The organism is Ruegeria sp. B32 (assembly GCF_025141855.1).
Taxonomy (GTDB): domain Bacteria; phylum Pseudomonadota; class Alphaproteobacteria; order Rhodobacterales; family Rhodobacteraceae; genus Ruegeria; species Ruegeria arenilitoris.
This window is the reverse complement of the sequence record NZ_CP081106.1, coordinates 3,094,313-3,117,309: the sequence shown is the minus strand read 5'-3', so window position 1 is coordinate 3,117,309 and position 22,997 is coordinate 3,094,313. Positions and strand designations below refer to the sequence as shown.

Annotated in this window: 24 protein-coding genes and 1 tRNA gene; 11 read left to right on the top strand and 14 right to left on the bottom strand. The window is 63.0% G+C overall.

From position 1 onward, the window contains the following. The first annotated feature begins 5 nt into the window (after positions 1-5). The 5 genes from petB to K3752_RS15785 all read left to right on the top strand — a co-directional run bounded on the left by petB (position 6) and on the right by K3752_RS15785 (position 3,701). On the top strand, positions 6-1,337 hold the full coding sequence (gene petB / locus K3752_RS15805; protein ID WP_093964026.1) for a cytochrome b: 1,332 nt from the start codon (positions 6-8) through the stop codon (positions 1,335-1,337). 18 nt (positions 1,338-1,355) lie between these two features. Then, positions 1,356-2,141, top strand: coding sequence for a cytochrome c1 (locus K3752_RS15800; RefSeq protein WP_170361312.1), 786 nt, complete (start codon positions 1,356-1,358; stop codon positions 2,139-2,141). A 208-nt stretch (positions 2,142-2,349) separates the two neighbouring features. Then, positions 2,350-2,601: a PepSY domain-containing protein gene (locus K3752_RS15795; RefSeq protein WP_170361314.1), complete on the top strand. Its 252-nt coding sequence runs from the start codon at positions 2,350-2,352 to the stop codon at positions 2,599-2,601. A 6-nt stretch (positions 2,602-2,607) separates the two neighbouring features. Then, the gene (locus K3752_RS15790; protein ID WP_260063764.1) at positions 2,608-3,183 is read left to right on the top strand and encodes a cytochrome b/b6 domain-containing protein; all 576 of its coding nucleotides are present in this window, start codon (positions 2,608-2,610) and stop codon (positions 3,181-3,183) included. Then, positions 3,180-3,701 (top strand): helix-turn-helix transcriptional regulator, encoded by a 522-nt coding sequence (locus K3752_RS15785; protein WP_260063763.1) that lies wholly within the window; start codon positions 3,180-3,182, stop codon positions 3,699-3,701. The genes K3752_RS15790 and K3752_RS15785 overlap by 4 nt, the downstream gene beginning before the upstream one ends. 6 nt (positions 3,702-3,707) lie before the next feature. Here the strand turns inward: K3752_RS15785 and mtaB are convergent, their stop codons facing one another. Further along, complete coding sequence (gene mtaB / locus K3752_RS15780) at positions 3,708-4,964, bottom strand: tRNA (N(6)-L-threonylcarbamoyladenosine(37)-C(2))-methylthiotransferase MtaB (RefSeq protein ID WP_260063762.1); 1,257 nt, start codon at positions 4,962-4,964, stop codon at positions 3,708-3,710. After that, positions 4,961-5,803 carry a diaminopimelate epimerase gene (gene dapF, locus K3752_RS15775; RefSeq protein WP_260063761.1) on the bottom strand — a complete coding sequence of 281 codons (843 nt, stop codon included), beginning with the start codon at positions 5,801-5,803 and terminating at the stop codon, positions 4,961-4,963. Before dapF ends, mtaB begins: the two co-directional genes overlap by 4 nt. Before the next feature lie 211 nt (positions 5,804-6,014). Between dapF and K3752_RS15770 the strand changes: the two genes are divergently transcribed. Further along, positions 6,015-6,090 (top strand) — tRNA-Lys (locus K3752_RS15770). Between the two features lie 38 nt (positions 6,091-6,128). Here the strand turns inward: K3752_RS15770 and K3752_RS15765 are convergent. Genes K3752_RS15765 through K3752_RS15745 form a run of 5 tightly spaced genes read right to left on the bottom strand, consistent with a single transcriptional unit; the run spans position 6,129 to position 10,317 of the window. Continuing rightward, positions 6,129-6,650 (bottom strand): DUF3833 family protein, encoded by a 522-nt coding sequence (locus tag K3752_RS15765; protein ID WP_409233621.1) that lies wholly within the window; start codon positions 6,648-6,650, stop codon positions 6,129-6,131. An 8-nt stretch (positions 6,651-6,658) separates the two neighbouring features. Next, the gene (locus K3752_RS15760) at positions 6,659-7,276 is read right to left on the bottom strand and encodes a DUF3833 domain-containing protein (protein WP_170360381.1); all 618 of its coding nucleotides are present in this window, start codon (positions 7,274-7,276) and stop codon (positions 6,659-6,661) included. After that, the gene (locus K3752_RS15755) at positions 7,273-8,496 is read right to left on the bottom strand and encodes an MFS transporter (RefSeq protein WP_170525600.1); all 1,224 of its coding nucleotides are present in this window, start codon (positions 8,494-8,496) and stop codon (positions 7,273-7,275) included. Before K3752_RS15755 ends, K3752_RS15760 begins: the two co-directional genes overlap by 4 nt. Beyond that, positions 8,496-9,032, bottom strand: a complete 537-nt coding sequence (locus K3752_RS15750) for a hypothetical protein (protein ID WP_170582378.1) — start codon at positions 9,030-9,032, stop codon at positions 8,496-8,498. Before K3752_RS15750 ends, K3752_RS15755 begins: the two co-directional genes overlap by 1 nt. Further along, positions 8,983-10,317: an NAD(P)/FAD-dependent oxidoreductase gene (locus K3752_RS15745; protein ID WP_170434087.1), complete on the bottom strand. Its 1,335-nt coding sequence runs from the start codon at positions 10,315-10,317 to the stop codon at positions 8,983-8,985. Before K3752_RS15745 ends, K3752_RS15750 begins: the two co-directional genes overlap by 50 nt. Before the next feature lie 239 nt (positions 10,318-10,556). On the opposite strand from K3752_RS15745, the gene K3752_RS15740 reads away from it, so the two are divergent. Beyond that, a complete protein-coding gene (locus tag K3752_RS15740) occupies positions 10,557-11,282 on the top strand; it encodes an SDR family oxidoreductase (RefSeq protein ID WP_260063759.1) in 726 nt (241 codons plus the stop codon). A gap of 3 nt (positions 11,283-11,285) precedes the next feature. Here K3752_RS15740 and K3752_RS15735 read toward each other — a convergent pair whose 3' ends face one another. Together K3752_RS15735 and K3752_RS15730 are read right to left on the bottom strand one after the other, a co-directional pair. After that, complete coding sequence (locus tag K3752_RS15735; protein WP_260063758.1) at positions 11,286-12,938, bottom strand: DNA polymerase Y family protein; 1,653 nt, start codon at positions 12,936-12,938, stop codon at positions 11,286-11,288. Between the two features lie 67 nt (positions 12,939-13,005). After that, entirely contained in the window at positions 13,006-13,293 is a 288-nt protein-coding gene (locus K3752_RS15730; RefSeq protein WP_260063757.1) for an I78 family peptidase inhibitor, read from the bottom strand. A 130-nt stretch (positions 13,294-13,423) separates the two neighbouring features. Between K3752_RS15730 and K3752_RS15725 the strand changes: the two genes are divergently transcribed. Together K3752_RS15725 and K3752_RS15720 are read left to right on the top strand one after the other, a co-directional pair. Continuing rightward, entirely contained in the window at positions 13,424-14,536 is a 1,113-nt protein-coding gene (locus tag K3752_RS15725; RefSeq protein WP_170360395.1) for an S-(hydroxymethyl)glutathione dehydrogenase/class III alcohol dehydrogenase, read from the top strand. A gap of 89 nt (positions 14,537-14,625) precedes the next feature. After that, complete coding sequence (locus K3752_RS15720) at positions 14,626-15,354, top strand: NYN domain-containing protein (protein WP_260063756.1); 729 nt, start codon at positions 14,626-14,628, stop codon at positions 15,352-15,354. 22 nt (positions 15,355-15,376) lie between these two features. On the opposite strand, the gene K3752_RS15715 is transcribed toward K3752_RS15720, so the two are convergent. The 5 genes from K3752_RS15715 to K3752_RS15695 all read right to left on the bottom strand — a co-directional run bounded on the left by K3752_RS15715 (position 15,377) and on the right by K3752_RS15695 (position 22,148). Beyond that, positions 15,377-16,315: a DMT family transporter gene (locus tag K3752_RS15715; protein WP_170360399.1), complete on the bottom strand. Its 939-nt coding sequence runs from the start codon at positions 16,313-16,315 to the stop codon at positions 15,377-15,379. A gap of 115 nt (positions 16,316-16,430) precedes the next feature. Next, positions 16,431-16,844: a group III truncated hemoglobin gene (locus K3752_RS15710; RefSeq protein WP_170364574.1), complete on the bottom strand. Its 414-nt coding sequence runs from the start codon at positions 16,842-16,844 to the stop codon at positions 16,431-16,433. Between the two features lie 16 nt (positions 16,845-16,860). After that, a complete protein-coding gene (locus K3752_RS15705; protein WP_260063755.1) occupies positions 16,861-19,815 on the bottom strand; it encodes an error-prone DNA polymerase in 2,955 nt (984 codons plus the stop codon). A gap of 149 nt (positions 19,816-19,964) precedes the next feature. Next, positions 19,965-20,909, bottom strand: a complete 945-nt coding sequence (locus K3752_RS15700; RefSeq protein WP_260063754.1) for an aldo/keto reductase — start codon at positions 20,907-20,909, stop codon at positions 19,965-19,967. 246 nt (positions 20,910-21,155) lie between these two features. Beyond that, positions 21,156-22,148: an ABC transporter ATP-binding protein gene (locus K3752_RS15695; protein WP_260063753.1), complete on the bottom strand. Its 993-nt coding sequence runs from the start codon at positions 22,146-22,148 to the stop codon at positions 21,156-21,158. Between the two features lie 89 nt (positions 22,149-22,237). Between K3752_RS15695 and K3752_RS15690 the strand changes: the two genes are divergently transcribed. Further along, complete coding sequence (locus tag K3752_RS15690; protein WP_005980050.1) at positions 22,238-22,414, top strand: zinc-finger domain-containing protein; 177 nt, start codon at positions 22,238-22,240, stop codon at positions 22,412-22,414. 81 nt (positions 22,415-22,495) lie between these two features. Further along, positions 22,496-22,966, top strand: coding sequence for a hypothetical protein (locus K3752_RS15685; protein WP_170582395.1), 471 nt, complete (start codon positions 22,496-22,498; stop codon positions 22,964-22,966). Positions 22,967-22,997: the final 31 nt, after the last annotated feature.

Genomic DNA, 22,997 nt, shown 5'->3' with positions numbered 1-22,997 from the left:
CGCTCATGTCCGGTATCCCGCACGATCACTATGAACCGAAGACCAACGGCGAGAAGTGGCTGAACAGCCGTCTGCCCATCGTCGGCCTTCTATACGACACTTTGATGATCCCCACCCCGAAGAACCTGAACTGGATGTGGATCTGGGGCATCGTCCTGACCTTCTGCCTCGCGTTGCAGATCGTCACCGGCATCGTTCTGGTGATGCACTATACCCCGCATGTCGATCTGGCCTTTGCCAGCGTCGAGCACATCATGCGCAACGTAAACGGCGGCTACATGCTACGATACCTGCACATGAACGGCGCGTCGCTGTTCTTCGTGGCGGTCTATATCCACATCTTCCGCGGCCTTTTCTACGGATCGTACAAGGCGCCGCGCGAAGTGACCTGGATCATCGGCATGCTGATCTACCTGATGATGATGGGCACCGCCTTCATGGGCTATGTTCTGCCTTGGGGTCAGATGTCCTTCTGGGGCGCCACCGTGATCACCGGCCTGTTCGGCGCGATCCCCTTCGTGGGCGAAGCGATCCAGACCTGGCTGCTGGGCGGACCGGCCGTCGACAACGCGACGCTGAACCGCTTCTTCTCGCTGCACTATCTGCTGCCCTTCATCATCGCAGGGCTGGTCATCGTGCATATCTGGGCCTTCCACACCACCGGCAACAACAACCCCACGGGTGTTGAAGTTCGCCGCACGTCGAAAGCCGAGGCCGAGAAAGACACGCTGCCATTCTGGCCCTATTTCGTGATCAAGGACCTGTTCGCGCTGGCCGTCATCCTGGTCGTGTTCTGGGCAATCGTCGGCTTCATGCCGAACTACCTGGGCCACCCGGACAACTACATCGAAGCCAACCCGCTGGTCACGCCCGCGCACATCGTGCCCGAATGGTACTTCCTGCCGTTCTACGCGATCCTGCGTGCCTTCACTAGCGAAGTCTGGGTCGTGCAGTTCGCCAGCTTCATTACCGGTGGCATCATCGACGCCAAGTTCTTTGGTGTTCTGGCGATGTTCGGTGCAATCCTGGCAATGGCGCTGGCGCCGTGGCTGGACACTTCGACCGTGCGTTCGGGCAAGTACCGCCCGATGTTCAAATGGTGGTTCTACCTTCTGGTCATCGACTTCTTTGCCCTGATGTGGCTGGGTGCGATGCCGGCGGAAGAGCCCTATGCGACCTTCTCGCTGATCGCGTCCGCCTACTGGTTCGCCTATTTCTTCGTGATCCTGCCGATCCTGGGTGTCATCGAAAAGCCCGATGCCCAGCCGGAAACCATCGAAGAAGACTTCAACGCGCATTATGGCAAGGCTGACGCCGACGCCACGCCGGCCGAGTAAGAAGAGGGACCGGAAACCATGTTCAAGAAACTTGCAATCGGTGCCGCGTTTGCCATCGCCCTTGCTCCTGCTGCGGTATCCGCAGCCGGAGGCGGCGAGCAGCATATCGAGGACTTCGACTTCTCGTTCGAAGGGCCCTTTGGCGCTTACGATCAGAACCAGCTTCAGCGCGGCCTGCAGATCTATACCGAGGTTTGCGCGGCCTGCCATGGTCTGAAATATGTACCGCTGCGCGACCTCACGGCGCTGGGCTACTCGGAAGAAGAAGTCATCGCTTATGCCGCCGGCTCGTTCGAGGTGTTCGATCCCGAGCTGGACGATTTCCGCCCGGCCAGGCCGACCGATCACTTCCCGGCCAACGATGCCGTGGGCGCACCTGACCTGAGCCTGATGGCCAAGGCACGTGCAGGCTTCCACGGCCCCTACGGTCTGGGGATCAACCAGCTGGTCAAAGGCATGGGTGGCGCTGAATACATCGCCTCGCTGCTGGACGGCTATACCGGCAAGGAAAAAGAAGAGGCCGGCACGATCCTGTACGAAAACACCGCCTTCCCGGGCGGCTGGATTTCGATGGGCCCGCCGTTGTCTGACGAACAGGTCGAGTTTGCCGACGGACACGAAAACACCGTCGAGGCCATGTCCCAGGACGTCGCTGCGTTCCTGATGTGGGCCGCTGAACCAAAAATGATGGATCGCAAGGCCTCAGGCTTTGTCGGGGTTCTGTTCCTGACCATCATGTCGGTGCTTCTCTACCTGGTGAACAAGCGCCTGTGGGCGCCGGTCAAAGGCAAAAAGTCGGTCTGACCTGAAGGTCACCTGCAAAAGCAAGACAACCCCGCGCATGGCGCGGGGTTTTTTCTTTTTGGGGGTCGGAAGTTCGCCGAACCGGGCATCAGCGCGGGCTTATTCACAGCTTTTAAGCGGAATGCGCATGGCGCCGGCGGGGTCGGCTGCTCAGGTTTTCGACAGCGTCAGGCGGTCTGACGCAGGATCGAAACCGAGGAGACCCGACATGAAACTACCCATACTTGCAGCCGCGTTGCTTGTGGCCACTCCGGTTCTGGCTCTGGACCTGGTGCCGGATACGGAACTGGGCAAGACAGAGACCGAGGTGCGCACCGCCCTGACCGAGCTTGGCTATGACGTGCGCAAGATCGAAATGGAGGACGGTGAAATCGAGGCCTATGTCGTGAAAGACGGGCAGATGGCCGAGGTCTATGTGGACCCCGCGTCCGGCAAGATCCAAAATATCGAGGACAAGTGACCGGCAATGTCCGAGTCAATCCAGTACGAGAGCGGGCGCGAGGGCGCCCGCTCCATCCGGGTCTGGGACCCGCTGGTCCGCCTGATCCACTGGTCGGTGGTTCTGGGCATTCTGCTCAACGCCGCTGTGACCGACCCCGAGGGGCTGCTGCATGAATATGTCGGTTATGCCGTGCTCGGGCTGGTTCTGCTGCGCTTGGCCTGGGGCGTCCTTGGGCCGGCACCGGCCAGGTTCTCGGCATTTCCGTTCAGCCCGAATGCTGCGGTCCGACATGTGCGTGACACCGTCCGGGGCGACTGGTCGGTTCACCTGTCGCACAATCCTCTGGGCGCGCTGATGGTCTACAACATCTGGATGACGTTGGGCTTCATCTGCGCCACAGGCATCATGATGGGTACCGCGGCCTTCTTCGGGCTGAGCTGGGTCGAGGATGCGCACGAGCTGGCGTTCAACTGGCTGATGCTCAGCGTTCTTCTGCACGTGCTTGGCGTGCTTTTGGACCAACGTCGAACCGGTGTCGCTCTGGTCAAAGCCATGGTATCAGGAGACAAGAATATTCCTGATGGCTGGTCGACCAAATGATCAAATGGATCACCGAAAACCTGCGGTCCGGCGATGCGGATGCACGCCGGGCCGTTCTGATGGCGGCGATGATCGTGGTTCAGGGTCTATGCGCCGCATTCTACATGGGCGACGCCATTCTGGACCTCGATGGCAGCGAGCCCCTGGCACATCTCGTTTTGGAATCCCTGGTCGCGACCGTCCTTTGCCTTGGCGTCCTGTTCTTCATGCTCGAGCTGCACCGATTGCTGGCGCGAATGGACCAGGCAAAACAAGGACTGCGCGCGGCGCAGGGAGAAATGAGCGCCGTGATCGACACTTTCTTTACCCGCTGGGGCCTGACCAGCGCCGAGCGCGAAGTGGGCCTGTTGATCCTCAAAGGCGTCGACAATGAGAATATCGCCCGGATCCGAGGCCGTGCCGTGGGTACCGTACGCGCGCAGTCGGCTTCGATCTATGGAAAAGCCGGCGTGGACGGACGCGCCCAACTGATCAGTGTCTTCATGGAAGAGCTTCTGGCAAGCGACGGTCCGGCCTGAGAGACGTCAGGCCACCAACTGCTGATCGCGAACCCCGGTGATGGTGGCAGTCACGATCTGCCCTTCGGGTTGCGCGTTCGCAAATGTTACCTCGGTGAACTGCTCGGTCCGGCCCATGTGGGGATTTTCCATCAGTATGTGATGGGTCTTGCCCAGCTGGGCTTCCAGGTGTCTGGCTACCTGCGCGTCACCCGCCTCACGTAGCCTGGCGGCACGTTGCTTTGTCACCTTGCCGTTGACCTGCTGCGGAATGCGCGCCGCCGGCGTGCCTTCGCGCTTGGAATAGGGGAAGACGTGCAGCCAGGTCAGGTCGCAGTCGGTGACCAGTTTCAGCGAGTTCTCGAAATGGGCCTCGGTTTCCGTCGGAAAGCCCGCGATGATGTCGGCACCAAAGGTGATCTCGGGGCGCAGCCTGCGGGCCTCTTCGGTGAAGCGTATGGCGTCGTCGCGTAGGTGGCGGCGCTTCATCCGTTTCAGGATCAGGTCGTCACCATGCTGCAGCGACAGGTGCAGATGCGGCATCAGGCGCGGCTCGGTCGCGATGGCCTGCATCAGGTTCTCGTCCACCTCGATCGAATCGATCGAGCTGATGCGCAGGCGCGGCAGGTCGGGCACCAGTTTCAGGATGCGCATGACCAGATCGCCCAGCTTGGGGCTTGCGGGTAGGTCGGCGCCCCATGAGGTCAGGTCGACCCCGGTCAGCACGACCTCGTTGTAGCCCCGGTCCACCAGCCGCTTGATCTGGTCCACCACCACGCCCGCCGGGACGCTGCGCGAGTTGCCGCGGCCATAGGGGATGATGCAGAAGGTGCAGCGATGATCACAGCCGTTCTGGACCTGCACATAGGCGCGCGAGCGGGTGCCGAATCCGTCGATAAGGTGGCCGGCGGTTTCGGTGACCGACATGATGTCATCGACCTGAACCGTCTCGGTCTCGCCGATGAAATCGGCGGCCATGCCTTTCCAGGTTTCGGGGCGCATCTTTTCGGTGTTGCCGATCACCGCATCGACCTCGTCCATCTCGGCAAAGGTCTGGGGTTCGGTCTGGGCCGCGCAGCCGGTGACGATCAGCCGGGCGTTGGGGTTTTCGCGGCGCAGCTTGCGGATTTCCTGCCGGGCCTTGCGCACGGCTTCGGCGGTGACGGCGCAGGTGTTCACGATCACCGCATCCGTCAGCCCGGCCTGCTGCGACAGCTCTTTCATCGCCTCGGTCTCATAGGCGTTGAGCCGGCAGCCCAGCGTGGTGAATTTCGGCGGGTTCATCCCAGCGTCCTCAGGAAATCGGGCGTCAGCGTGCCCGAGAAGACTTGGCAGGTGGGGCCGGTCATCCAGACGCCGTCCTCGCGCCAGTCGATCCAGATGGTGCCGCCGTCCAACTCGATCCGCACCTTGCGCCCGGTCAGGCCGCGCCGCGCCGCGGCCACGGCCGTGGCGCAGGACGACGAGCCCGAGGCCAGCGTGATGCCCACGCCGCGTTCCCAGACGCGCATACGGATGTGATCCGGCCCGATGATCTGGGCGACCTGCACATTGGTGCGCTGGGGATAGAGCGGGTGATGCTCATAGCGGGCGCCGAACTCTGCCAGAGGAATCGCCTCGGCGTCTTCGACGAAGAAGGTGCAATGCGGGTTGCCCATGCCGGTAGCCACCGGTCCGCCTTCAATCGGCAGTTCCAGCGTATCCACCTCTTCGGCCAACGGAATATCGGCCCAGTCCAGCTGCGGGTGCCCCATGTTGACCGAGGTCAGCCCGTCGCCCGCGTCCCGCGCCTGCAGCGTGCCGTGGCTGGTGGTCAGCGTCAATTCGGACTTGCCGCTTTCCTGCATCAGGAACCGCGCTATGCAACGGGTGGCGTTGCCGCACGTGGCCGAGATCGACCCATCAGCATTGTAGAACACCAGATGTGCATCCGATTCGCCGTTTTCGATGACGGCCAGCTGATCGAATCCGACCCCAAACTGCCGGTGTCCGATCCCGCGCGCCAGCGCCGGCGTGATCTGCACCGGATGCGCGCGCGCGTCGACAATGACGAAGTCATTGCCAAGCCCGTGCATCTTCATGAAGGGCAAACCGGTGTCGGATCGTTTCTGCATGGCGGGCATATAGCCTTGCCGCAGACATGAATCCAGCCCGGCGCGAAGATTCCTGAAAAAAGGGGTTGACCCCCCGCCGCCTCAACCCTAATTAGGCCGCCTATCGGGACGCCGGGAACATAATGATTTCAGGCGGAACGCGGTGCGAAAAAGGGCTTGTACCCGGTCGGGAAAATGCCTTAGACAGCGCCACGGATCGCAACGATCCGATGAAAAGAGTGGGCCGTTAGCTCAGTTGGTAGAGCAACTGACTTTTAATCAGTGGGTCGCAGGTTCGAATCCTGCACGGCTCACCACTTTTTCCAAAGACTGACCAAGATGCCGCGCCGCGCGGTTACTTCTTTTCGAAGAACAGCACGACTTCGCCCAGCCGGATGCCAAAGCGCGAGACATAGGCGCGGTTCAGCAGTCGGTCGTCGTCCAGCAGCCACATCCAGTCGTCAAAATCGACACGCATCGTACCGTCCTTCACTGGCAGGTCGATGCGGTACTCCCAGTTGAACGTGTCACCACGCTCGGTTCCCGACGCCGTGCCCAGAACGCCGGGCGCGGTGCCGGTCCAAGTATCCTCGCCGGTTTTGGTCAGGGTCCAGATGCGCTGTTCGGTGGCGCCGTCGTCATAGACGAAGTCTTCGACCAAAGTCAGCGTCCGGCCGTCCCATGTTCCGTTGATGTCGACCGTGAACCGGCGGGGGATATTGCCCAGAACGTCCTGGAACTGCCCATAGGCCACGGTGTGGCCCTCAAAGAACTCTTCGAGGTTCAGCTGGCGGTCCGACAGGAAAGTGGTCGGGACTTTCGGTTTGAAGGCACAGGCCGCCGTCAGCAGCAGGCACGCGAAGGCCAGTCGTTTCATGAGCCGGGTCATTGCAGAGCCCTCGGGTCGGCCGTGCGGTCATGACCGTTTGCGCCGGGCACATGCGCGGTCTTTTCTGGCGGGGCGGGGCGCATCGTGGCGACCAGCTCGGCCACCTTCAGGCCGAACTTGCGCATCTCCGAGCGGTTCATGATCGCCCCGCTCTCGGTCAGGTACATCCAGTCGGTGACGTCCAGGGTGTGGCCTCCGGCGTCTTCGGGCAGAACGATGCGATAGGTCAGCTTGACCGTCGCGCCCGAGATCACGCCGCGGCCTTCGCCGACGATGTCGTCGGCGGTTGCGGTAAAGCTGTTGCCTGTGCCCATGGTCAGGTACCATTTGCGGGTCATCTGCTTGCCGTTCGAATAGGTGAAATACTCGGTCAGGGTGCCGGAATTGCCGTTCCATTCCCCGATCATCCGCGCCACAAAGCTGTTCGACATCTTGCCGGTCGGGCCATAAATGAGGCCTTCGGACAGGATTTCCCCGTTCAGATTGTCCTTCAGCGAGAAATCGGGGCCGGTTCCGGCATAGTCCGACGGCGATTGCGCACGAAAGCTGAGAAGGCGGGTTTTGACCGCGATCAGGGCCAATACGGCCAGTGCGGCAATCAGAAGGAATGTCATTTTGCGGGTACCTCTGTAGGCAGCGTCAGGACCATTCCGAACGCGCCGAGTTTCAGGATGCAGGGCAGCACGGCATAGGCCAGGTTGAGCGTTTCCAACGCCTGCGCCGAATTCGTCTGACCGGGCACGAAGCCGCTGCGTTCCAGCAGCGGAAGGGTGAAGAATGCGGCCAATGCCAGCCCCAGTTTGCCGGCGAAAGACCAGATGCCAAAGGCGGCCGAGGCATTCAGCCCCGCGCGTGTCAGCACCACCGAGAACATGGCCGGCAGAACCACCATGTCCGCCCCCAGCGCCGCCCCCGACGCCAGGCAGATAACCGCAAACCCGGCCAGGTTGCCGGGCGCCAGCATGGCCGCGCCGACAAAGCCCAGAATGGCCAGTGGCATCGCGATGATCAGAGTCTGTTTCGGGCCGATCCGGTTGCTGAGCCGCGCCCAGAGCGGCACGGTCGCCCCGGCGCTGAGGAAGAACAGGATCAGCAGCGGCCCGGCCTTGCCCGGCAATTGTAGCCGGTCCTCGACGAAGAACAGGAACAGAGTCGAGGTGATCGCAACCGGCAGGCTGTTGACCAGCGCCAGCGCCAGCAGACGCAGGGCCCCGGCCTGACCCAGCCCGTCGAAGGACAGGCCCTGCCCGGTGACGGGCGCGCGCCGCCAGATCGGCAATGTCAGCGCCATGGTGACCAGCGCCAGCGCGCCCAGAAACAGCCCGAAAGCCGGATAGCCCTGCGCGCCCGCGCCCAATGCCACGAACAGCGCCGGTGCGCTGGCGGCCAGAACCACGCCGGCCAGTTGCCCGCCCTCTCGAAAGGCGGCGAGGGTCATCAACTCGCGCGGGGTGGCCTGTTTCGCCAGCGTCGCGCTGCGGCCGTAAAGCAGGATCGTGCCCAGGCTGTAGGCGGAAAACAGCAGGATCAGGATCGCCACGAGGACGCCGACGCTCGCCCCCTGCGGCAGCGAAAACAACAGCGGAAAACCGACCGCCAGACCTCCGGCGGCCAAGACGGCAAAACCCATCTGCGCGCCGGGCCAGCGGTCAATGGCCCAGCCGATCAGCGGGTCTTGCACCAGATCCACCAGCCGGATCAGCAGCAGAACCGTGCCGATCACGCCCAGGCCGATCCCGAGGTTCACCGCCGCAAAGCGCGGCAAGTGGATGTAGAGCGGGATACCCGCCGCAGCAAGCATCAGCGCATAGAGGCTGACACGCGGATACAGCATCACTGACCCCGCAGCTGGCGCGTAAAGGCGGCGGACCGGGTGTTGTTGCCCAGAAAGATCGACATGAAACTGCGCTTGATCCCCGGATGGGACAGGGTGCAGGTCTTGCGCCCGTTGCGCCAGAACTCGATCGCGTCGGGGCCTTTGGTGACGGCCAGATAGCTGTCACCGGCGCCGACCGCCTGATAGCAGGTTTTCAACTGCGCCTCGATCGGGGCGCTGTTGCCCTGCCGGGCCATCTCGTCCAGCGTGGATTCGATCAGCGCCTTCTGCTTCAGCGATTTCCGATAGGTCAGCTTCAGCCCGAAATCCTGCGACCAGCTGAGCGGGCCGCCGCCTTTGGTGAACAGCTGCGCGTCGTAGATCGGCAGACCGAGGAACCGGAAGGTGGCAGTGCCACGCAGCTCGGCATCGGGCAGCAGGTTGGTGACGGGGGTGGCCGCAAGCCCGGCAGGGGCCAGCAGAACCAGGCTCAGGATCGCTGCGTTACGGGCTGGCCGTAACCGGGACAGCGACGCTTGGATCAGATATCGCATTTTCAGCTCCGATGGTTTGCGGATCGCCGGTCAACAGCCCGACCACGTGCATCGCGCTGGCGATTCCGTCTTCGTGGAACCCGTGCCGGTTGTAGGCGCCGGCGAACCAGGTCCGGTTGCGGCCCTGCATCTCGCGGATCTGGCCCTGCGCTTTCAGCGCGGCCTTGTCGAACACCGGATGGGCGAATTCCACCTCGTCATAGATTTTGTCTGGCGCGATGTCGGAAGACGGGTTCAGGGTGACGAACAACGGGTCGCTTTCAGGGATGTTCTGCAACCGGTTCATCCAATAGGTCACGCCCACGTTGCCCGCCTGCGAGCGGTAGGTCCAGCTGGACCAGCAGGCCCGGCGGCGCGGCATCTGGCTGGGGTCGCAGTGCAGAACCGCGCGGTTGGGCTGATAGCGGATCGCGCCCAGGGCCGCGGCCTCGTCGGCGGTGGCGTTCTGGCCCAGAATGGCCAGCGACTGGTCGGAATGGGTGGCCAGGATGATCTCGTCATACTGATCCGAGCGGCCCTGCGCCTGAACGGTCACGCCCAAGGCATCGCGTTCGACGTTAGAGACCGGCGCGCCCAGGCGGATGTCGCATCCCCGGCCGCGCAGAGCGGATTCGATACGGCGGACATATTCGATGCTGCCACCCTTTACGGTCCACCACTGGTGCTGGGCGCCGCGTTTGCTGGACAGCAAGGCGTGGTTGCGGAAGAACTGCACCAGCGAGCGCGCAGGGAACTGATCAACGAACTCCACCGGAGTGGACCAGATCGCGCCGCACATCGGCATCAGGTAATTGTTGCGGAACCAGTGGCCCAGCCGCATCTGGTCAACCAGCTCACCAATCGTGGTGTCATCATCCCGGGCAGCCTCGGGCGCTTCTTTGCCAAAGCGCAGGATGTCGGCGATCATCTTGTAGTAGGAGGGCCGCACGAGGTTGCGCTTCTGCGCGGTGATGGTGCGCAGATTGTTCAGGCCATATTCGATGCGACCATTGTCGATGGTGGCGCCAAAGCTCATCTCGCTTTTGATGACCGGCACGTCCAGTTCACCGAACAGCTTGGTCAGAAAGGGATATGTGGCATAGTTGAAGACTATGAACCCGGTATCAACCGGTTGATCACCATTGCGGCCGGCCATCACCGTGCGGGCATGTCCGCCCAGACGGGGTTCGGCCTCGTACAGGGTGACGTCGTGGCTCTCTGACAGGTAATAAGCCGCGGATAATCCTGAGATGCCTGCGCCTACAATTGCGATTTTTTTCCGTACGCCCCGGGTTTCGTCGAACATGCCATCCTCTTTATGCGACATTTTACAATAAGATACGCAGGGTAGGCCGGAGCGGATCAAATCCGGGCCATGTTTTTACCTGTTTCCCGCTGATCGGTGGGCTGTGCGTCAGGATTGCATCAATCGCGTTTGCTGGTGATCCGAGGTATGCCCTTCTGCGTAATGAAAGGTGTTATGATCGAGACAACCCAACCCAAGACCGCGGCTGTTCACGCTTCGGCACATGTGAACCGCGCGGTATGAGTAGTTTTGACGGAAAAATCTATTGGATCATCGGCGCCAGCGAAGGGCTGGGCCGGGCGCTGGCCGAGGCCTTGGGCGGTCAGGGCGCGCACCTTGTGCTGTCCGCGCGTAGTGCCGAGCGGCTGGAGCAGATCTGCGCCGCGCTGCCCAATGCCCGTGCGGTACCGCTGGACGTGACCGATCTGGCGCAGGTGCGCCGCGCCGTGGCCGAGATCGGCCAAGTTGACGGTCTGGTCTACAACGCCGGGGCCTATGAGCCGATGCGCGCGCAGGACTGGCAGACCGAAGCCGCGCTGGCCATCAGCGACGTGAACTATTCAGGCGCGCTGCGGGTTCTGGGGGAAACCGTGCCGGCCATGGTGAAGGCAGGGCGTGGCGACATTACCCTGATCGGGTCGCTGGCGGGCTATCACGGACTGCCTGCGGCGATCGGGTACGGGTCCAGCAAGGCGGCGCTGATCTCGTTGGCCGAAACGATGCGGCATGACGTGGCCGGAACCGGGGTGACGGTGCGCATCGTCAATCCGGGGTTCATCAAGACCCGGCTGACCGACAAGAACAGCTTCAAGATGCCGATGCTGATGGAGCCCGTAGACGCCGCGCAGCGCGTACTGCGCGCAATGGCGCACCGGCGCTTCCGGACCGACTTTCCGGCGCCGTTCTCGTGGGTCATCCGGCTGATCGATTACCTTCCGGATCTTCTGGTTTATCGCGGAAAATAGACTCTAACCAAAGCGTCCCTGACAGAACCAGCCCGCCGACATGGTGCCGCCATGGCCGTAGAACAGCCATAGCCGCTCGCCCTGTTCGGTCACCACCACCCAGTAATCGCGCACGCCGCTGCGCCAGTTGGGGTCGTCCAGCCACCATTCCGGGGCGATCCGTTCCGGGCCGGTGGCCTGCGCCAGGTGCCAGTCGCGCCCGCGCCAGCGGAAATTGGCGGGCACATCGGGGCGGTCGGGGGCCATCACCGGCTCGGGCCGCCAAATCAGCAGGGGGCGCGGGCGCGGCGGGGCGGGCCAGTCGCGCGCCGGTTCCGACCAGGCCGCCGCCAGCGTCTGGGCGGTTTTCTCGGGGATGTGCGAGGCCGCCGGGTGTTGCCGCGTGATCGCCTCGAGCCCCACACGCGCGCCCAGTTTGCCGATCAGATCGTCCAGCGCGGTGTTCCCCTCCAGCCGGTTGCGGACGGCGCGGCTGGCCTCCGCATGGCCGGTCAGGGTGCGGGCATGCACCGGCTCGGTCTGCACCGCCGCAAGGCGCAGCATGTCGATTCCATAGCCTGCGTCGATCTGGTCGATTTTCATCTCTAACAAAGGGCGAATGCGGTATTTGTCATGGCTCGGGCGGGCCAGCCCGATCTCGACGATCTCGGCCGCCTGATCGGTGCGATGCGCCTCGAGCCGCAGGGTCCGCGCCCCGCGCGCCTTTTCTTCCAGCCGCGCGCACAGGGTCGGCAGCATCCGGTCGATGGCGGCCATCACGTCCTCGGCCAGACCGATCGGGTTGGGTAGGGTCATTCGCACCGCAAAGTGATGCGGGGGGCGGGCGGGCGAGACCGGCTCGGGCGCGCTGCCCATCGCCTGATCCAACCGCAGCACCAGCCCGCGCCCGAACCGGCGGGCCAAACCGGCACGCGGCTGGCCCAGCAGGTCGCCGATCCGCCGCAGGCCCAGCCGGTTCAGCTGCGCCACGGTCTGGTCGTCCAGCCGCAGCGCCGCGATGGGCAGGGGGCTGAGTACGCCATAGGCCTGCCCCGGCGGCGCGATCCGGGCCCCGCCGCCCGCGGCCACCACCTGCGGCGCGGCGCCGCCCTTGGTCCAGTGCCGCCGCTTGCCGGCGCGGGCGCGGGTGGCGCGGGCCTCTTGGGAAATGGCGTCGCCATTGCGGTCGGACGTGGCCTCTTGCCCGGCATAGCGCGCCAGCGCCCAGGCCGCGCCCAGCGTGTCTGCGATGCCCATCTGCACGCTCAGCCCCATGTCGGCGCAGTCGGTCTCGATCACGTCCAGCAGCGCCTCTTCCCCGCCAAACAGGTGGGCGCAGCCCGACAGATCGACGATCAGGCTATCGGGGGCCTCTTCGGCGACCCAAGGGCTGAACTTGCCCGCCCAGCGGCGCAGCGCGGTCAGAAAAGCGGCCTCGGCCGGGGCGTTGCGGGGGCGGGTGACAAGGGCCGCGCACATGGCATGGGCATCGCGCACCGGCTGGCCCACGCGCAGACCGGCGGCCTGTGCATCAGTGTTCAGCGAGGTGATGACCTGCATGTTCGACTGTTCGGCCACCACCGCCAGCGGGCCTGTATGCAGGCCCCGCGCGGCGCGGATCATCCGTTCGGCCCCCAGACGGGGAAACCACAGCGAGAGTATTCGGCGTTTGGGCATCGGGCAGACATCAAAGTGTTCTCACTTTGTTCCTATCCGAGAATCATACCCCGAGTCGAGTCCGCCCTTATCCGCAGGTCAGCCGCTGAATGATCCCGGCTCCGTTCACATAGACGTTCAGCCGGTCGATGCGGTAATCCTGCGTGGCGATGTCATCAGGGCCCAGAACGCGGCTCCGTTCCGGCAGGCTGGCCTGAATGGTCGAGACCGGCTGCCCCACGGACTGGGCAAAGGGTTCGCCCTTGCAGAAGGCCAGATCCACCGGGGCGGCATCCACCTCGGCAGAGCCCGGTTCGGGCAGGTCGGTTTCGGCGCAGGCGGCCAGGACGATCAGGATCGGGATGAACCGGTACATTGGCGCTCCTCTTTTCGGCAATGTCGTTTCTGAAATATCAAAAGCTTACAGAGACTGCCATGAAAGCGCAGTTGAAAACACCCTGTATTTGACGCAGGGTCGGGTCAAACAAGACAGGGAGACAAGCAACATGCGAACCCGTGCCGCCGTCGCCGTTCAGGCGGGCAAGCCCTTGGAAGTGATGGACGTGAACCTCGAAGGCCCCAAGGCGGGCGAGGTTCTGGTCGAGATCAAGGCCACCGGCATCTGCCATACCGACGAATTCACCCTGTCGGGCGCCGACCCCGAGGGCCTGTTTCCGGCCATTCTGGGCCACGAGGGTGCCGGCGTCGTGGTCGAGGTCGGCCCCGGCGTGACCAGCCTGAAGCCGGGCGATCACGTGATCCCGCTCTACACTCCCGAATGTCGCGAGTGCGAATACTGCCTGCATCCCAAGACCAACCTGTGCCAGGCGATCCGCGAGACGCAGGGCAAGGGTTTGATGCCCGACGGCACCTCGCGGTTTTCGACGTTGGATGGGGATCCGATCCTGCATTACATGGGATGCTCGACTTTCTCGAACCACACGGTTCTGCCCGAGATTGCACTGGCCAAGGTGCGCGAGGACGCGCCGTTCGACAAGATCTGCTATATCGGCTGTGGCGTGACCACCGGCATTGGCGCGGTGATCAACACCGCCAAAGTCGAGATCGGCAGCCGTGCCATCGTGTTCGGCCTGGGCGGTATCGGCCTGAACGTGATTCAGGGCCTGCGTCTGGCCGGGGCCGATCAGATCGTCGGCGTCGACCTGAACCCCGCCAAGGTCGAGATGGCCGAAAAGTTTGGAATGACCGATTTCGTGAACCCGTCCGAGGTCGAGGGCGATCTTGTCCCCTATCTGGTGAACCTGACAAAGGGCGGAGCGGATTACACCTTTGACGCCACCGGCAACGTGCAGGTGATGCGCGCGGCGCTGGAATCGGCGCACAAGGGCTGGGGCGAATCGATCATCATCGGTGTGGCGCCTGCCGGGGCCGAGATCTCGACCCGTCCGTTCCAGCTGGTCACCGGCCGGTCGTGGCGCGGCACCGCCTTCGGCGGCGCGCGTGGGCGCACGGACGTACCCAAGATCGTCGACTGGTACATGGAAGGAAAGATCGAGATCGATCCGATGATCACTCACACCATGGGTCTGGACGATATCAACACCGGCTTCGACCTGATGCACAAGGGCGAAAGCATCCGGTCGGTGGTGGTTTACTGACAATCGGAAATTGCAAGGGCGGGGTTTAACCCGCCCTTTTTGTCTCTTATCTTCAGAGCATTGATAAATACCTGAATAGAGAGACTAAATTGACCACTGATGCAACGGAACGCCTGGCCGTTCTGATCGACGCCGAAAACGTACCGGCAAAGCATGTTGCCGAGATTTTCGAAGAAGTTGCCACATTGGGTGAGGCCGGTCTGCGCCGGATCTACGGTGACTTCTCGGGTGGCACGCCGCAGGGTTGGAGCGCCGAGAAACTAGCGGAATACGCCATCGTACCGCACCAGCAATTCGCCAATACCACCGGCAAGAACGCCGGGGATATCGCCCTAGTGATTGATGCCATGGATATACTGCATTCTGGCCGATTTGGCGGCATCGTGCTGGTGTCGTCAGACAGCGACTTTACGCGGTTGGCCAGCCGAATCCGTGAGCAAGGGTTGAGCGTGTTCGGGATCGGCGAACGCAAAACGCCCAAAGCCTTTGTCGCAGCTTGCAATCGGTTCATCTACATTGAGAATATCAAAAAGGAGGAGATGCAGGCGAACGAATCTCCGGAGAAATCCAAGAAGCCGTCTGCCAAACAAGAGCTGAACCATGCTTATCAGTTGATCCGGAATGTCGTCCTGAAATCGGATGACCCGGACGGGTGGGCTGCACTTAGCGGCGTTGGGAGTCAGCTCAGCAAGAACTATCCCGATTTCGACACACGTACCTATGGGTTCAAAAGGTTGAGCGATCTGGTGCGCGCGACAGGCAAGTTTGACGAGGCCAGTGCAAACGGGAGCCTTAAAATCAGGCCAAAAGATAGATAATACTTTATGCCGTTCCGCCGCGTTATGACCCCGGCCGTGCTGAGGCCCCGGTGTCAGAGCGCGGCGAGCGGACGCGCAAAACCGGCTTGTTCGGCGATACATTTGCCCGGCTTTCGCGCCAGACGACAAAGATGCCCGATGCGATGATGATTGCGGCCCCCACGGCCACCCATTTGTCGGGCTTTTCCCCAAAGAACACCGCGCCGAAGATCGTGGCCCAGATGATCTGGCTGTACTGGCTGGGTGCAACCACGCCGGCGGGCGCCGCGCGATAGGCCAGGATGATCAGGTGCTGGGCGATCACCGAGAACACGCCGACCAAGGCCATCATCGCCAGATGGATCAGCGAAGGCGGCTGATAGACCGCTGGTTGCGCAAGGCTCATGACCGCGATCGCCAGCAGCATCGGATACAGGATCAGCACGGCCGAGCGTTCCTCGTTTCCGATCTTGCGCACCAGCACGGATGCGAAGGCGCTGCAGAACGCGGCCGTCAGGGCGGCAAGGTGGCCGAGGGTGATCTCGGTCGCGCCGGGGCGCAGGACGATCAGCACTCCGATCAGGCCCACGCCCACTGCGGCCCAGCGTTGGGCGCGCACGACCTCGCCCAGTATCGGGATCGACAGGACGGTGACGATCAGCGGAAAGGAAAACAGCAGCGAATAGACTTCGGCCAGGGGCAGGACCGAAAAGGCGTAGAAGGCACAGGACATCGACGTGACCATCAGCCCCGAGCGTAGCATCACCAGCCACGGGTGATGCGGCCGAAAATTGCCAGCGGTCCGGTCCGCGAGGATCGTGACCGCCATCGGCACAAAGGAAAACAGCGTGGCAAAAAAGATGATCTGCAGCACGGAATAGGTGCCGCCCAGCGTCTTGATCAGCGCGTCATGGGTGGCAAAGACGGCAAACCCGAGAAAGGCAAAGCCAAGTCCCTGCAGGGTCGAGTTCTGTGTGCTCATCTGGCTGGTCCCGGGCGATTGGATGCTGTGGCAGGTGTCTGAGGCCTGATTAAACCCAATCGGCAGAGTCGGATAGTCCAAACTTTACCGCTAACATCCCTGCGGGGCCGGCCGTTCAGCGCAGGATCGGCGGAGCCCCGGCCGGTTGGCGGGCGGCCGCGACACCGGCCTGCATCCCCGCGCCGATGCGTCGGGCCAGCGCCACCCAGGGCGTGGCCGTTTCCGGGGGCAGGGTGCCGTGGGCGACCTCTTCGAACAGGTCCAGCCAATGGGCAAACATTTCGGGTTTCACGTCCGGACGCTCGATATGCACACGCTGCGGATTGCCGCTGTAGCCGCGCTCGTACAGGATGGCGTTGCGCCAGAAGGCGGCGATCCGGTCCTCATGCGCGGGCCAGTCGGTGACGTGGCGGTTGAAGATCGGGCCCAGCAGGGGGTCCTGCCGGACGCGGGCGTAGAATGCGGTGACCTGCGCCTGGATCTGGTCGGGCGTGGCGGGAAAACGCGGGGGCAGTACGGGCCGGGTCATGATCGGGGCTTTCGATTCAGGCTCTGTTCCGGGCAGATACCGCGTTTTTCGGCCCGGATGCAGGGGCGGAATTGTCGCGCTGCCCCGGCGTCAGCAGGTGCCGCAACAGGGCCACCGGGTGTGCCCGCAGGCTCAGGCGGGTGGCGACGTAATCCTCGACCACCTGCTCGCCCAGCGACATCTGCGGCAGATGGGCGGCGGGTTCGTCCAGCGCCTCGCCTTCCAGATCCTGCGCGAACAGGGGCAGGGGTTTGGCGGTGGCGATCGCCTTGGCCTGCCACAGCGCCTCGCGCCGGGTCAGGCCGCAGGCGGCAAAGGCATCGGCCTCGGCCAGACGCTCGATCACCGAGGGGCCAAGGCCCGCGCGGCGCCAGACGTCGTCAACCTGGTGGTAGCCGTTGCCGCGCGCGGCGGTCAGCCAACTGGCGTCCTCTTCGCTCAGGCCCTTGATCTGGCGAAAGCCCAGTCGCAGGGCCAGCCCGCCATGGCCGTCTGGCTCCATCACGTTGTCCCAGAAGCTGGCATTGATGCAGACCGGACGCACTTGCACGCCATGCTCGCGCGCATCGCGCACGATCTGGGCGGGGGCATAGAACCCCATTGGTTGCGAATTCAGCAGCGCGCAGGCAAAAATCCCCGGATGGTGGCACTTGATCCAGGCGCTGGCATAGACCAGCAGCGCAAAGCTGGCCGCATGGCTTTCGGGGAAGCCGTAGGAGCCGAACCCCTCGATCTGCGAGAAACAGCGCTCGGCAAATTCGGCGTCATAGCCGTTGCGCTGCATCCCGCGCAGGAACAGGGTGCGGAATTCGCTGACATTGCCGTGCTTCTTGAAGGTCGCCAGCGACCGCCGCAGCCGGTCGGCCTGTTCGGGGGTGAAGCCCGCGCCGACGATGGCGATCTGCATCGCCTGTTCCTGAAACAGCGGCACGCCCAGCGTCTTGCCTAGCACCTCGCCCAGCGCGTCCGAGGGGAAGCTGACCTCCTCCTCGCCGTTCCGACGCCGGATATAGGGATGCACCATGTCGCCCTGGATGGGGCCGGGGCGGATGATGGCGACCTCGATCACCAGATCATAGAAATTGCGCGGCCGCATCCGGGGCAGGAAGTTCATCTGAGCACGTGATTCCACCTGGAACACGCCCACCGAATCCGCGCGGCACAGCATGTCATAGACCGCCGGGTCCTCGGGCGGCAGGGTGGCGAGCGTGTAACTCGTCTGATGGTGCTGGGCGATCAGGTCGAAGGCCTTGCGGATGCAGGTCAGCATGCCAAGGCTGAGGACATCGACCTTGAGGATGCCCAGACTGTCGATGTCGTCCTTGTCCCAGCAGATGACCGTGCGGTCCTCCATCGTGGCGTTCTCGATGGGCACCAGCTCGTCCAGACGGCCCTCGGTGATGATGAACCCGCCCACATGCTGGGACAGGTGGCGGGGGAAGCCGTTGATCTGATGCACCAGTGTCAGAGTCTGTTTCAGGCGGCGGTCCTCGGGGTCGAGGCCGATTTCGCGCATCCGTTCCGCCTCGAGCCCTGCGGTCGAGAAGAACCCCCACAGTTGCGAGGACAGGGCGGAAATCGTGTCCTCGGTCAGGCCCATGGCGCGGCCCACCTCGCGGATGGCGCGCTTGCCGCGATAGTGGATCACCGTGGCGCACAGCCCCGCGCGGTGGCGGCCATAGCGTTCATAAATGTGCTGGATCACCTCTTCGCGGCGCTCATGTTCGAAATCGACGTCGATGTCGGGCGGCTCGTCCCGCGCCTCGGAGACGAAGCGTTCGAACACCATGGTGCCCATCTCGGGGCTGACCGAGGTGACGCCCAGGCAATAGCAGACCACCGAATTGGCGGCCGAGCCGCGCCCCTGACACAGGATCCCGCGGCCGCGGGCAAACTGCACGATGTCGCGGACGGTCAGGAAATAGGGTTCGTATTTCAGCTTGCCGATCAGGGTCAGCTCATGCGCCAGCATCGCCTTGACCTTTTCAGGGGCGCCGGCGGGATAGCGCCATTTTAACCCTTCATGCGCCAGCCGATGCAGGCGCTGGGTGGGGGTTTCGGTGCCGCTGACCTCGCTGGGGTATTCATAGCGCAGCTCGTCCAGCGAGAAGGTGAGTTCCTGGCTGAGCGCATACGCGCGGGCCACGGCGCCTTCGTGCCCCTTGAAGATGCGCAGCATCTCGGCCTCGGACCGCAGGCGCTGTTCGCCATTGGCCAGCGCGTGACGGCCCAGGTCGTCCACCTTGCGGCGCAGGCGGATCGCGGTCAGCACATCGGCCAGCCGGCGGCGCGAGCCGTGATGCATCATCGGCGCGGCGCTGGCGATGGTGGGCAGGCCCAGATGGCCTGATTCAGTCTCTAACAAATGAAAAAATGCTGCATCTGCACCGTCATAGCGAGGATGCATCAGCAGGTGCATGCGCCCGGCAAAGCGGCGCGTCAGCTGTTGCGCCTGTGTCCGCCATCCGCTCGCGCCGCCGGTCGGACGGCCCGCCTGTGGCCAGAGCAGCAGGTGGAGGCCGTCGGAAAACTCCAACAGGTCGGACAGGTGCAGGATGCAGTCGCCCTTGGCCGCGCGCAGCCGTCCGGTGGACAGGAGGCGGCACAGGCTGGCCCAGCCCTGCCGGTTGAGGGGCAGGGCGGTGACTGGCGGGGCATCGGCAAAGAGCAGCCGCGCCGCCGGGATCAGGCGCGGCACCGCATGCACCGGGAACGAGGGCGGTTTCGGGATGTGATCGGGGCAGGGCGGGCCGATGGGCGTGTTCTGCTCCTCCCACGCGCGGCGTTCACGGACCTTGCGGGCGATCTCGCGCGCCTGGGTGTGGGCGCGGACGATGCCCGCCACCGAGTTGTCATCGGCGATGGCGATGGCGGGCAGGCCCAGGGTGACGGCGCGCTCCATGTACTCCTCGGGGTGCGAGGCCCCGGTGAGGAAGGTGAAGTTCGACGTGATCGACAGCTCGGCATACATGGCGAGTCGTCATTATATTCTTGTTTTGTTCTTTTTCGAGTCCTTGTCTGCATTGTGCAGGAAACGAGTTGTCGATTCAGGTGCGGTGAAGGTTTGGTTCGAGTCCACAGCGGATATTGGGAAAACAGTATCCTATCCGAAAGCTGACGCTAATTTTCTGGGTCGCTCGAAGCTTTTCCAAGCTCAGCGAGGTCCTCCCAAACACCTTCAGGGATGGGCCACTCTGCCCACTCCATCGCTTGTTGAACATGTTGAGGCCAAGTTACTCCGCAAACCGTCGAAGTGATGTCGTCGTTTTTCAAAGAGTACTGCAACGCGACCGCCCCAACCGGGACATCGTAGTGCCCGCAAACCTCTTCAACGGCACGTATTGGAGCAAGTACTTCATCATCTGCAGGACGATAGGCGTAAAAGCGATGGATCTCGCTGCCTCGGGCAAGCGCACCTCCGGAAAAAGGTGCTGCGTTCAATATCGAAACGCCTCGTGATTTCGCGAGTTCTATCAGAGGTGCCGCGTTGTCGTTTACCAGCGTATGCCTGTTGTGTGTCAGGACCACGTCAAAATCCCAACCCTCTAAAATTGGCATCATCAAGTCGATACGTCCCGCCGCGATTCCGACCGCCTTTGCCAGACCTTCCTCCTTGATGCGGAACAACTCTTCAATCGCACCACCCGGTCCTTTGACCTCAGATAGGTCATTTGCGTATTCGACATCATGGACGTGAAGAATATCGACGCTGTCGACGCCTAGGGCTGTAAGGCTTTCCTCGAATGATCTACGTGCTTGAGAAGCATCAAAAGCACCAGTTTCCATGTTCCTATCTATCTTGGTGGAAAGCACCCGCCCGTCCGGCCAACCGCCAAGCTCACGAACGACTTTTCCTATACGCTCTTCACTTCGCCCCATGGCATAGCAACGGGATGTGTCCAAAAACGCATTTGGCTGCGAAAGAATTGCCCGAATTGTGTCAATCGCGCGGTCTTCCTCAACTTCATACCCATAGATTTCCGGAATACTTCCCAATCCTGTCGACCCAAACCCGATGCGGGAAACCCGTATCCCAGTCTTACCAATTTCGCGTAGTTCCGCCATGCCAACCTCCCAATTGGTTCCGGACATCCAAAGATGTTGCGCCAGTAGTTTATTGAAAACAAGTCAGGCTTGTCGCTGGAATTACTTTCCGGCCTCAACGCAATTGTTCAAGCCGCAAATTCACCAAGCTTTTTCGCGAATGATAGGTAAGTCCGCAACGCGGCCATACATGGGCGGCGCGAAAAACGGCCTTATGATGTTCGGAAATAACCTCATCTGCCCATGCCAAAGTGGCACGGGGTAAGGTCACAGCTTGACCCGGTGCAGGCCCCGGCGCGGCTGGTCCTGATCGTCGGCCGGGGCATCGTCGGAGCGTGAGGAGGTCAGGGCGAGGAAAACGTCCTCGAGGTCGGCCTCTTCGGTGCGTACGTCGCGGATGCGGATGCCGGCCTGACGGACCGCCTCGAGCACCTGCTCGGCGCTGGTTTCCGGGCTGCGGTAGTGCAGGGCCAGGCTGCCGTCGTCGCGCAGGCTGGCCTGAACGCCGGGGGCGGTGGGCAAGGCGGTCACGGCGGCCTCGGGGGTGATGACCATGGTTCGGCCGTCCATGCGGCCCAGCAGGTTGGCGGTGCTGTCCTGCGCCACCTTCTCGCCGTGGTTGATGATGGCGATCTCGTCGCACATCTCCTGCGCTTCTTCCAGATAGTGGGTCGTCAGGATGATGGTCATGCCCTGCTGGTTCAGCTTGCGCACATTGGCCCACAGCATCTGGCGCAGTTCGATGTCCACGCCGGCGGTGGGTTCGTCCAGCACCAGGATTTTCGGGTGGTGCACCAGCGCCTTGGCCAGCAGCAGCCGCCGCCGCATCCCGCCCGACAGCGTGCGGGCATAGGCCTCGGCCTTGTCGCTGAGGCCCACCATTTCGAGGATCTCGTCGCTGCGTCGTTGCGATTTGGGGACGCCATAGAGCCCGGCCTGCACCTCGAGCGCGCCGCGGGGGGTGAAGAACGGGTCGAGGTTCAACTCCTGCGGCATCACGCCGATGGCGGCGCGGGCCTGGCGCGGGTTGCGGTCCTGGTTAAAGCCCCAGATCGTCACCTGGCCGGCGGTCTTGATCACCAGCCCCGCCAGAATGTTGATCAGGGTCGATTTGCCCGCCCCGTTCGGCCCCAGCAGGCCGAAGACCGAGCCGCGCGGGATATCCAGATCGATGCCCTTCAGCGCGTGTTTCTCGGGCTGGCCCTTGCCGCCGCGATAGGTTTTGCGCAGGCCGCGAAGGCTGATCGCTGCATCGGTCATTGCTGGCTCTTGCCCCCGGTTTCCTGATCGCTCATAAACGCACCTAATGCATGCCCGCGAGGCCGACAACCAGTGAAGGATCGCACGCCGTGACAATCGAAGCTCCGGAAACCAAGATCGTCGAGACAAGCCGTGTCGCCTGTGATGGCGGCGAGGGCGCGCTGGGCCATCCGCGCGTCTGGTTGCAGATCCCCGAGGATCAGGGCTGGGTCGAGTGCCCCTATTGCGATTGCAAGTATGTTCTGAAGGACGCACAGCAACACTGATTGCCTGCCCAACCGCGGTCCGCCCAAATCTCGCCGCGATTTTCACCTAGTGCGTTGGTGTGACCAACGTGGGTGCGAATGATGACCGATATGACTGCTGCTGATACCGGCAATCCGGTTTTTGGATGGGCTGGCTTTTGCCTTGCGGCACTGGCCCTGTTCGCAGCCTTGTTCGTGTTCTGGGCAGGGCCGTTTGCGCCGCAGCAATCCTCCGGCGTGACGCTGGGCGAACTGGCCGCCGAGTTGGGAAAATCGACCCTGCGGGCCGCGGCGGGGATGGAGCAGCCCGCGCCGGTCGCGCCCACCCGCGATCTGGATGACTTTCTGCAGATCGGCGTCGCCATGCTGGGCGGGCTGGCGATCGTCGTCTCGGTCGTCGGCATCCTGCGGCACGAAAAACGCCGCCCGGCCATCGCCGGTGTGGTCATCGGAACGGGTGCGATCCTGTTCCAGTTTTTCGCGATGGCGTTTTTCGCGTTTCTCGGCGCGCTGGTCATCATGTCGCTGCTGAACAGTTTCTCGGATGTTTTCAGCGGCCTGTTTGGCGGCTAGGGCGCGTTCCTGACTGGTCACCCGGCTGCCC

Excerpts from the sequence above, each read along its gene's own strand:
- petB (WP_093964026.1), top strand. The coding sequence starts at position 6 with ATGTCCGGTATCCCGCACGATCACTATGAACCGAAGACCAACGGCGAG.
- K3752_RS15800 (WP_170361312.1), top strand. The coding sequence starts at position 1,356 with ATGTTCAAGAAACTTGCAATCGGTGCCGCGTTTGCCATCGCCCTTGCT.
- K3752_RS15795 (WP_170361314.1), top strand. The coding sequence starts at position 2,350 with ATGAAACTACCCATACTTGCAGCCGCGTTGCTTGTGGCCACTCCGGTT.
- K3752_RS15790 (WP_260063764.1), top strand. The coding sequence starts at position 2,608 with ATGTCCGAGTCAATCCAGTACGAGAGCGGGCGCGAGGGCGCCCGCTCC.
- K3752_RS15785 (WP_260063763.1), top strand. The coding sequence starts at position 3,180 with ATGATCAAATGGATCACCGAAAACCTGCGGTCCGGCGATGCGGATGCA.
- mtaB (WP_260063762.1), bottom strand. The coding sequence starts at position 4,964 with ATGAACCCGCCGAAATTCACCACGCTGGGCTGCCGGCTCAACGCCTAT.
- dapF (WP_260063761.1), bottom strand. The coding sequence starts at position 5,803 with ATGCCCGCCATGCAGAAACGATCCGACACCGGTTTGCCCTTCATGAAG.
- K3752_RS15765 (WP_409233621.1), bottom strand. The coding sequence starts at position 6,650 with ATGAAACGACTGGCCTTCGCGTGCCTGCTGCTGACGGCGGCCTGTGCC.
- K3752_RS15760 (WP_170360381.1), bottom strand. The coding sequence starts at position 7,276 with ATGACATTCCTTCTGATTGCCGCACTGGCCGTATTGGCCCTGATCGCG.
- K3752_RS15755 (WP_170525600.1), bottom strand. The coding sequence starts at position 8,496 with ATGCTGTATCCGCGTGTCAGCCTCTATGCGCTGATGCTTGCTGCGGCG.
- K3752_RS15750 (WP_170582378.1), bottom strand. The coding sequence starts at position 9,032 with ATGCGATATCTGATCCAAGCGTCGCTGTCCCGGTTACGGCCAGCCCGT.
- K3752_RS15745 (WP_170434087.1), bottom strand. The coding sequence starts at position 10,317 with ATGTTCGACGAAACCCGGGGCGTACGGAAAAAAATCGCAATTGTAGGC.
- K3752_RS15740 (WP_260063759.1), top strand. The coding sequence starts at position 10,557 with ATGAGTAGTTTTGACGGAAAAATCTATTGGATCATCGGCGCCAGCGAA.
- K3752_RS15735 (WP_260063758.1), bottom strand. The coding sequence starts at position 12,938 with ATGCCCAAACGCCGAATACTCTCGCTGTGGTTTCCCCGTCTGGGGGCC.
- K3752_RS15730 (WP_260063757.1), bottom strand. The coding sequence starts at position 13,293 with ATGTACCGGTTCATCCCGATCCTGATCGTCCTGGCCGCCTGCGCCGAA.
- K3752_RS15725 (WP_170360395.1), top strand. The coding sequence starts at position 13,424 with ATGCGAACCCGTGCCGCCGTCGCCGTTCAGGCGGGCAAGCCCTTGGAA.
- K3752_RS15715 (WP_170360399.1), bottom strand. The coding sequence starts at position 16,315 with ATGAGCACACAGAACTCGACCCTGCAGGGACTTGGCTTTGCCTTTCTC.
- K3752_RS15710 (WP_170364574.1), bottom strand. The coding sequence starts at position 16,844 with ATGACCCGGCCCGTACTGCCCCCGCGTTTTCCCGCCACGCCCGACCAG.
- K3752_RS15705 (WP_260063755.1), bottom strand. The coding sequence starts at position 19,815 with ATGTATGCCGAGCTGTCGATCACGTCGAACTTCACCTTCCTCACCGGG.
- K3752_RS15700 (WP_260063754.1), bottom strand. The coding sequence starts at position 20,909 with ATGGCGGAACTACGCGAAATTGGTAAGACTGGGATACGGGTTTCCCGC.
- K3752_RS15695 (WP_260063753.1), bottom strand. The coding sequence starts at position 22,148 with ATGACCGATGCAGCGATCAGCCTTCGCGGCCTGCGCAAAACCTATCGC.
- K3752_RS15685 (WP_170582395.1), top strand. The coding sequence starts at position 22,496 with ATGACCGATATGACTGCTGCTGATACCGGCAATCCGGTTTTTGGATGG.